Raw genomic sequence first — 8,174 nt, 5'->3', positions numbered from 1 at the left:
CTGTACGCCGTGCTCGGCCTGAGCCAGTGGCAGGCACGCCTGTCGCCCTCGCAGGCGCGCTGGGCTGGGCCACCCGTGGGCCTGGCGACCGGATTGCTGACCGGCGCCACCGGCGTGTTCGTGTTGCCGGTGCTGCCCTACCTGGTGGCGCTGGATCTGCCGCGGGAGGCGCTGATGCGCGCGCTCGGCAGTTGCTTCGCCGCGGCCACGCTTGCGCTGGCCGCAGCCCTCGTCGCGCACGGGGCCTTCCCCACCCAGGCGCTGGGTCCGTCGTTGCTGGCGCTGCTGCCCACTGCCGTGGGCATGTGGCTCGGAACGCGGCTGCGCCAACGCATCTCCGCCAGTGCGTTCCGCCGCGTGTTCTTCCTGACCTTGCTGGCACTGGGCCTGCACCAGGTGTGGCAGGCGCTGGGCTAGGGCGTGTCATCAATTCCCGAGTATGCCGCGTTGGGTCTGGCAGGCGCGCGGCCGGCGTTGCGTGGCGCAGCGCCTGACTGGCCGTTAGGTCAAGCAGCGCGGCGCCGGCCGCGCGCCTGCCAGGCCCAACCCGAAGGGCCGCGATTGCGCGCGCCCATGGCCGCGTCGTCGCGACGACGCGGGATGTGGGAGCAACCTGATCGCGAAATTACCCTCCTACCGGACAAGCAGAATCCGCCTGCGCGTGGCGGAAACAGCTTGCGAGAGATGCCATGAAGCCGCTTCCACAAAAAACGCGCCACCGCTGGGCGATGGCGCGTTCGGTGTTTCGCGCGACGCTAGCGCGCGGGCTCAGTCGGCCCAACGCCCCGGGCCGGTGGACTGCGGCAGCACCTGCACCGACAGCGGACGGTCCTTCTCCAGCAGGTTGACCGCATCGCTCAGGATCGAGGCCGATTCGCGCAGCAGCGGATCCGGGCGCTTGTCGACCAGCTTTTCGCGCGCGGCGTCCTTGACGATGTCGCGCTCGTTGCCGGTCAGGCCGTCGTCGCTGCTGTCGTCGGCCAGCGGATCCAGCGGCAGGCCGAGCTGCTTGCGGATCTCCTGGCGCTGCTTGCGCTGCGCGTCCTGCTTCTCACGCTCGGCGCGGCGCTCGGCCTCGTTGAGCACCACGTACTTCTTCGCCGCCTCGGTGCGGAACTGGCGCACGTCCTCTTCCCACCACTGGAATTCCTTGTCGTTGGCGATGCGCGTGGCGTGCAGCGCCTCCAGCTTGGGCAGCAGCGGCGCGAAATTGCCGTACTGGGTGTGCGGCACCGCGGCGATGCGGCTCCACGGCAGGGCGTTGTCGTAGGTGCTTTCGCCGAACTCGGTGGCATCGACGCTGGCCGGGAAGGCGATGTCCGGCACCACGCCCTTGTGCTGGGTGCTGCTGCCGCTGACGCGGAAGAACTGGGCGATGGTCAGCTTGACCTGGCCGAAGCGGTCGGTCTCGTTGGCCGGCCAGCGGTCCAGGTCGACGATGTTCTGCACCGTGCCCTTGCCGAAGCTGGTCTCGCCGATGATCAGGCCGCGGCCGTAATCCTGGATGGCGCCGGCGAAGATCTCCGACGCCGAGGCCGAGCCGCGGTTGATCAGCACCGCCAGCGGGCCGTCCCAGGCCACGGCCGGGTTCTGGTCGCTGTTGACGGTGACGCGGCCGCCGGATTCGCGCACCTGCACCACCGGGCCCTGCTCGATGAACAGGCCGGTCAGCTCGATCGCCTCGTCCAGCGAACCGCCGCCGTTGTTGCGCAGGTCCAGCACCACGCCGTCGACCTTGTCGGTCTTGAACCCGGCCAGCAGCTTGGCCACGTCGCGGGTCGCCGAGGCATAGTCCTTGGCGTTGCGGCGGCGGCCTTCGAAGTCCTGGTAGAACGCCGGCAGCTTGATCACGCCGATGCGCCGCGCCGGCTCGCCGTCCTTGGCCGGCAGCTCGATGGTCTCGCCCTTGGCGGCCTGTTCGGCCAGGCGCACCTTCTGCCGGGTCAGCAGCACCTGGCGATGCTTGCCGTCCACGCCGGCTTCGGCGGGGATGTACTCCAGGCGCACCTGGGTGTCCTTGTCGCCGCGGATCTTGGCGACCACGTCGTCGATGCGCCAGCCGATCACGTCCTCGACCGGACCGCTCTTGCCCTGGCCGACGCCGACGATGCGGTCGCCCGGCTTGAGCGTGCCGTCCAGCGCGGCCGGACCGCCCGGGATCACCTCGCGGATCACCACCAGGTCGTCCTGCTTCTGCAGCTGCGCGCCGATGCCTTCCAGCGACAGCGACATCTGCTGGTTGAAGTTCTCGGCGGTGCGCGGGGTGAAGTAGTCGGTGTGCGGATCGACCGTGTTGGTGTAGGCGTTCATGAAGAACTGGAACACGTCCTCGCTCTTCAGTTCCTTCACCGAGTCGTCGAGGTTGGCGTAGCGCTTGTCCAGGGTCTTGCGGATGTCGTCCGGCTTCTTGCCAGCGAGCTTCAGCCGCAGCCAGTCGTTCATCACCGACTTGCGCCACAGCGCATCCAGTTCCTGGTCGTCCTTGGCCCACGGCGCGTTCTTGCGGTCGTACTCGAACTTCTCGTCGCCGTCGAAGTTGAAGTCCTGCTTGAGCAGCTTGCGCGCATACGCGATGCGCTCGTCCACCCGCTGCCGGTACACGGCGAAGATCTGGAACGCCGGTTCCAGCTGGCCGGAGGCGATGTTGGCACCGAGGTTGTTCTGGAAGCTCGCGAACTTGTCGACGTCGGCCTGGGTGAAGAACTGCTTGCTGCCGTCCAGGGTCTCCAGATACTTCTTGAAGACCTCCTTCGAGGTCGCCTCGTCGAGGGCGCGCGGCCGGTAGGCGTAGCGGCTGTCGGAGAGCAGGCCGTACACCAGCTTGGCGGTGGTGGCCTGGTCGGCGGTGGCAGCGGCCGGCAGGGCGGGCGCATCGGTACGGGCGAACAGCGCCAGCGGTGCGGTCAGCGCAAACGCCAGCAGGAAGGCGGAAGCTTTGAATTTCATCTGGGGACTCTCGGCACCAGGCCGTCAGGGGGGCAGCACATCGCGTGAGACAACACGACAGTGACGCAAGTTGCAGGCCGTGTCACCTGTTCATGAAGCAGACTAGCTGCCGGCTTGCGCAGAAATGTGAACGCTGCCGGTGCGAGCCGCGCGGACGGTCGCTTTGCGGCGACGAACGTGCGTCGTCGCGGCCATGCGCAATGCGCGCGCAGGCGGATCAGGCGGCGACGCCGGCGCCAGCCGCCTGGCGATCGGCGTGATAGGACGAACGCACCATCGGCCCGGAGGCCACGTGGCTGAAGCCCAGCGCGTTGCCGTACTCTTCCAGCGCCTTGTATTCGTCCGGCGTCCAGTAGCGCATCACCGGGTGGTGATGGGCGGTCGGCTGCAGGTACTGGCCGATGGTGACCATGTCCACGTCGTGCGCACGCAGGTCGCGCAGGGTCGCCTGCACCTGCTCCAGGGTCTCGCCCAGGCCGAGCATGATGCCGGACTTGGTGGCGATGGCCGGATGCTGCGCCTTGAACTTCTTCAGCAGGGTCAGCGACCACTGGTAGTCGGCGCCGGGACGCACGTTCGGGTACAGGTCCGGCACGGTCTCGATGTTGTGGTTGAACACGTCCGGCGGATTGGTCGCCAGGATCTCCAGCGCGCGGTCCATGCGGCCCTTGCCGCGGAAGTCCGGGGTCAGGATCTCGATGCGGGTAGTCGGCGCGGCGACGCGGATGGCGCCGATGCAGTCGGCGAAATGCTGGGCGCCGCCGTCGCGCAGGTCGTCGCGATCGACGCTGGTCACCACCACGTACTTCAGGCCCATGTCGGCGACGGTCTGCGCCAGGCTGGCCGGCTCGCCCGCATCCGGCGGCTTGGGCCGGCCGTGTGCGACATCGCAGAACGAGCAGCGGCGGGTGCAGACCTCGCCGAGGATCATGAAGGTGGCGGTGCCGTGGCCGAAGCACTCGTGGATGTTCGGGCAGCTGGCCTCTTCGCAGACGGTGACCAGGCGGTTCTCGCGCAGCTTGGCCTTGAGGGTCTGCACCGCATTGCCGGAGGGAATGCGCACGCGGATCCACGACGGTTTGCGCAGCACCGGCGCGTCGGCGAACTGCACCGGCGAGCGCGCGATCTTGTCGCCGCCCAACTGCTTGACGCCGGTCTGCAGCGGCGCGGGCGCGCTGTCGCCGGAAAGGACCTGCAAGGGAATGGAGCGTGCGCTGGGCTGGGTCATGGCGTGGTCGGCGGGCAGGCGGTCAGGCCGCGTGCGTGAGCGAAAGATCGGGCAAGGCGTCGAGCGGCTGCAGGGTCAGCCCGAACTGGCGCGCCAGTTGGGCCAGCAGGACCGGAGTGACCGCCTGCATGCCGGAGGGACCGCCCAAGTCTAGCACCGCGGTCACCTGCAGGCCCTGGTAGCCGCAGGGATTGATCCGGTGGAACGGCTCCAGGTCCATCGCCACGTTGAACGACAGGCCGTGGAAGGTGCAGCCGCGGCGCACGCGGATGCCGAGCGCGGCGACCTTGGCGCCGCCGACGTAGACGCCCGGCGCGCCGTCGCGGCGTTCGCCGAGGATGTTCCATTCGTCGAGGGTGTCGATGATCGCCTGCTCGATCCGGCACACGTAGTCGCGCACGCCGATGTGCAGGCGGCGCAGGTCCAGCAGCGGGTATACCACCAGCTGGCCGGGGCCGTGATAGGTGACCTGGCCGCCGCGATCGACCTGCAGCACCGGGATGTCGCCGGGCGCCAGCACGTGTTCCGGCTTGCCGGCCTGGCCGAGGGTGAACACCGGCTCGTGTTCGACCACCCACAGTTCGTCGGGGGTGGCCTCGTCGCGCGCATCGGTGAAGCGCTGCATCGCCCGCCACACCGGCTCGTAGGGCTGGCGGCCGAGCTGGCGCACCCGGCACGGCGGCAGCCTCAGTGCCGGCGCCAATGGCGCGTCGCCGGCTACAGCGTCCACTTCACTTCCGGGTGTTCGCGCAGCGCCTGGTGCGCGGCGTCGTACTGGGCGCGGTCCACGGCACGGAAGGCGATGCGCACCGACACGTACTTGCCGTTGGACGAATGCTTCCAGCTGACACGCTCCTCCATCACCTCCACGCCGGCCGCGGCGAGCAGGCGCGGCAGTTCGGCCTCCAGGCCGGTGTTGGCGGTGCCCATGGCGCTGAGTTCGAACACGCCGGGGAACTGGAAACCGTGATCGGGGTTATCGGAAGTGATGTCCATGTCCGCATTATCGGGCCGGCGCCGGGCAAACCCAAGGCCGGCCGCGGTGCGCAGACAGCGCCCCGGGATCCCGGAGCCGCGCAGCACGGAGATCCGACCGCACGCAAGACACCGGTGCGGCGCGGCCACGCGCCGTGGGGTGCCCCCCTGCACGGGTCATTGCGCACCATCGCCTTCACGCGACAAGAGGGCGAATGGGACAGACAAACCCAAACGGACGAATTTGTCCGCTACGGCACTTTTGCCTATCCTTCACTGCACGGGCTGCGTTCATGGTCCGGGATGTCGCCGGCATTGACTGCCTGCAGGCGGACATCGCCGCTCACGCCTTTTCCGACCAGAGACGCCGCCCATGCCGTCGCCCCGCCCGCTTGTCCCGCTGGCCATCGCCCTGGCCTTCGCCTCGGCCCCGGTCGCCGCCACCACGCAATGCCCACACGACACCCTGGAAGCGACCGCGCCCACGGTCAACGTCCGCGTCGACAACGACCTGTTCGGCGGCGCCGGCCAGGACCAGGGCTATACCAATGGGTTCGGCCTGATCATCGTCTCGCCGAACCTGCGCGACTACACCGACGACCCCTGCCTGCCGCGGCTGGCGCGGGCGGCGAACCGCGCCCTGACCTGGCTGCAGCCGAACAGCGACTTCACCCAGCGCAACATGACCTTCGCGATCGGGCAGGCGTTGTTCACTCCCACCGACAAGACCCGCCGCGACCTGATCGAGGACGACCGGCCCTACGCCGGCCTGTTGCTGATGAACATCGGCTACAACGCGCGCAACGACGAGCGCCTGCGCACCACGCAACTCACCCTGGGCCTGGTCGGCCCGTCGGCGCAGGGCAAGCAGGTGCAGGATGCGGTGCACGCCCTGCTGGGCGACGCCAAATTCCAGGGCTGGGACAACCAGTTGCACGACGAGCCGGTGTTCCGCGTGCTGCACGAACGCCTGCGCCGCTGGTCCGGCGACGGCAGCCGCGACGGCTGGGGATGGGACGCGATCAGCCACTGGGGCGGCGCGCTGGGTACGCTGGACACCCACGCCAATGCCGGCATGGAACTGCGCCTGGGCTGGAAGCTGCCGGACGATTTCGGCAGTTCGCCGCTGCGTCCCGCCGGCGAGAACGTCGCCCCGCCGGCCGACAGCGTCGGCGGCGGCTGGTCGGCGCACCTGTTCGTGACCACCGATGGACGCTGGGTATTGCGCGACATCACCCTGGACGGCAACACCTTCCGCGACAGCCACAGCGTGAAGAAGCGCCCCTTCGTCGGCGACGCCGGCATCGGCCTGGCGGTGATGCGCGGCAAATGGAAGTTCGCCCTCGCCCGCTACTGGCGCACCCGCGAGTTCGACCTGCAGCGGCAGACGCCGGTGTTCGGGAGCTTTACGGTGAGTCGGAAGCTTTGAGGCTGGGAATGGGGAATGGGGAATGGGGAATGGCAAAAGCGGGCCTCCGATCTCCCCACCAAACCGGCAGGTGGCAGTACACCGCTTTACCCATTCCCTATTCCCCATTCTCCATTCCCAAGAAAAAAGCCGGCGTCAGCCGGCTTTTTTCAAACACTCATTCGGATTCCCACCACATCCAGAAGCTGTCCCACAGGCGCTTGAAGAAACCGGCCTCGTCGACCGCCTTGAGCGCCACCAGCGGGGCCTGCGCCACCACCTTGCCGTCCAGGCTCACCTTGACCATGCCGATCTGCTGGCCCTGCTTGATCGGCGCCTCGAGGGTCTTGGGCACTTCGATCGCCGGCTTCAGTTCGTTGTAGCGGCCGCGCGGCACGCTGACCAGCAGCGGCTGCGCCACGCCCAGCAGCACCTGCTTCTCGGTACCCTTCCACACGCGCTGCTGCGCGACCTGCTTGCCCGGCTCGTACAGGCTGTGGGTCTCGAAGAAGCGGAAGCCCCAGTTCAGCAGCGCCAGGCTGTCCTCGGCACGCTGTTTCTCGGAGCTGTCGCCCATCACCACCGCGATCAGGCGCTGGTCGCCGCGCTTGGCCGAGCTGAGCAGGCAGTAGCCGGCCTCGGAGGTGTGGCCGGTCTTGATGCCGTCCACGCTGGGGTCGCGCCACAGCAGCAGGTTGCGGTTGGGCTGGGTGATGTCGCCGACGCGGAATTCCTTGATCTTGTTGTACGCGTAGGTTTCCGGATAGTCGCGGACCATCGCCCGGCCCAGCAGCGCCAGGTCGTAGGCGGTGGTGTAGTGGCCGTCAGCCGACAGGCCGTGGGCGTTGACGAAGTGCGAGCCGGTCATGCCGATCTTCTTCGCGTACTCGTTCATCAGCGACGCGAAGGCTTCCTCGCTGCCGGCGGTGTGTTCGGCCAGCGCGATCGCCGCGTCGTTGCCGGACTGGATCGCCATGCCCTTTTCCATGTCTTCCAGGCGCGCGGTCTTGTTGACCGGGAAGCCGCTGTAGCTGCCGTCGGTGCCTGCGCCGCCCTCGCGCCAGGCGCGCTCGCTGAGCATGACCTGGTCGTCGCGGGTGATCTTGCCCAGCTTCAGTTCGGCCGCGATCACGTACGAGGTCATCACCTTGGTGATGCTGGCCGGGGCCACGCGTTCGTGTTCGTTCTCGCCGGCCAGCACCTGGCCGGTGGCGTAATCCATCAGCACCCAGGACTTGGAGACGGCCGGCTTGGGCGCGGGCGGGATCGCCACGGTGGCCGGAGCGGCGGCAGCGGCGGCCGGCGGCGCGGGAACCGGGCCGGGCGTCTGCGCGGAAACCAGGCCGACGGCGAACGTGGCCACGGCAGCGACGGCGAAGCGGAATTTCATCTAAAACGACTCCTGGCAGGCCCGAAGGCCGATGGAAAACGCGACATTGTAGGCCGAGCCGGCGCCCGGGCAGGCGCGGCGCTGGCACGCGCGCGAACCGGCGTTAAGCCATCGGCGCACCGAACGCCCGCCGTGGCGGGCACGCCGCCTCAATCCTTGACGATCTGCGGCCGGCCGAAACCGAGACCGGCGATGCGCGTGGCCAGTTCCGCGGCGCGCCCATGGTC

Annotated in this window: 7 protein-coding genes; 2 read left to right on the top strand and 5 right to left on the bottom strand. The window is 68.6% G+C overall.

Annotated features, from left to right (window positions below; genetic code table 11):
- Window positions 1-417, top strand: a 417-nt coding sequence (locus D180_RS15265; protein WP_017913477.1) for a sulfite exporter TauE/SafE family protein, incomplete at its 5' end; no start/stop codon positions are given.
- Window positions 418-768: 351 nt separating this feature from the next.
- Here D180_RS15265 and D180_RS15260 read toward each other — a convergent pair.
- The 4 genes from D180_RS15260 to D180_RS15245 all read right to left on the bottom strand — a co-directional run bounded on the left by D180_RS15260 (window position 769) and on the right by D180_RS15245 (window position 5,170).
- A complete protein-coding gene (locus D180_RS15260; RefSeq protein ID WP_017913476.1) occupies window positions 769-2,946 on the bottom strand; it encodes a carboxy terminal-processing peptidase in 2,178 nt (725 codons plus the stop codon).
- A gap of 217 nt (window positions 2,947-3,163) precedes the next feature.
- The gene (lipA, locus tag D180_RS15255) at window positions 3,164-4,174 is read right to left on the bottom strand and encodes a lipoyl synthase (RefSeq protein WP_026144004.1); all 1,011 of its coding nucleotides are present in this window, start codon (window positions 4,172-4,174) and stop codon (window positions 3,164-3,166) included.
- 22 nt (window positions 4,175-4,196) lie between these two features.
- Window positions 4,197-4,904 (bottom strand): lipoyl(octanoyl) transferase LipB, encoded by a 708-nt coding sequence (gene lipB / locus D180_RS15250; RefSeq protein ID WP_081616506.1) that lies wholly within the window; start codon window positions 4,902-4,904, stop codon window positions 4,197-4,199.
- On the bottom strand, window positions 4,892-5,170 hold the full coding sequence (locus D180_RS15245) for a YbeD family protein (RefSeq protein ID WP_017908125.1): 279 nt from the start codon (window positions 5,168-5,170) through the stop codon (window positions 4,892-4,894). Before D180_RS15245 ends, lipB begins: the two co-directional genes overlap by 13 nt.
- A 352-nt stretch (window positions 5,171-5,522) precedes the next feature.
- Between D180_RS15245 and D180_RS15240 the strand changes: the two genes are divergently transcribed.
- A complete protein-coding gene (locus D180_RS15240) occupies window positions 5,523-6,578 on the top strand; it encodes a lipid A deacylase LpxR family protein (RefSeq protein ID WP_017913473.1) in 1,056 nt (351 codons plus the stop codon).
- 157 nt (window positions 6,579-6,735) lie between these two features.
- Here D180_RS15240 and D180_RS15235 read toward each other — a convergent pair whose 3' ends face one another.
- Window positions 6,736-7,947, bottom strand: a complete 1,212-nt coding sequence (locus D180_RS15235; protein ID WP_017913472.1) for a D-alanyl-D-alanine carboxypeptidase family protein — start codon at window positions 7,945-7,947, stop codon at window positions 6,736-6,738.
- Window positions 7,948-8,174 lie beyond the last annotated feature (227 nt).

The sequence above is a fragment of the Xanthomonas sp. SHU 166 genome (assembly GCF_000364685.1).
In the GTDB taxonomy this organism is placed as follows: Bacteria; Pseudomonadota; Gammaproteobacteria; order Xanthomonadales; family Xanthomonadaceae; genus Xanthomonas_A; species Xanthomonas_A sontii.
This window is presented reverse-complemented; position numbering and strand designations above follow the sequence as displayed.

Bases quoted from the DNA above. Each gene is read 5' to 3' on its own strand.
- D180_RS15260 (WP_017913476.1), bottom strand. From the start codon at position 2,946: ATGAAATTCAAAGCTTCCGCCTTCCTGCTGGCGTTTGCGCTGACCGCA.
- lipA (WP_026144004.1), bottom strand. From the start codon at position 4,174: ATGACCCAGCCCAGCGCACGCTCCATTCCCTTGCAGGTCCTTTCCGGC.
- D180_RS15245 (WP_017908125.1), bottom strand. From the start codon at position 5,170: ATGGACATCACTTCCGATAACCCCGATCACGGTTTCCAGTTCCCCGGC.
- D180_RS15240 (WP_017913473.1), top strand. From the start codon at position 5,523: ATGCCGTCGCCCCGCCCGCTTGTCCCGCTGGCCATCGCCCTGGCCTTC.
- D180_RS15235 (WP_017913472.1), bottom strand. From the start codon at position 7,947: ATGAAATTCCGCTTCGCCGTCGCTGCCGTGGCCACGTTCGCCGTCGGC.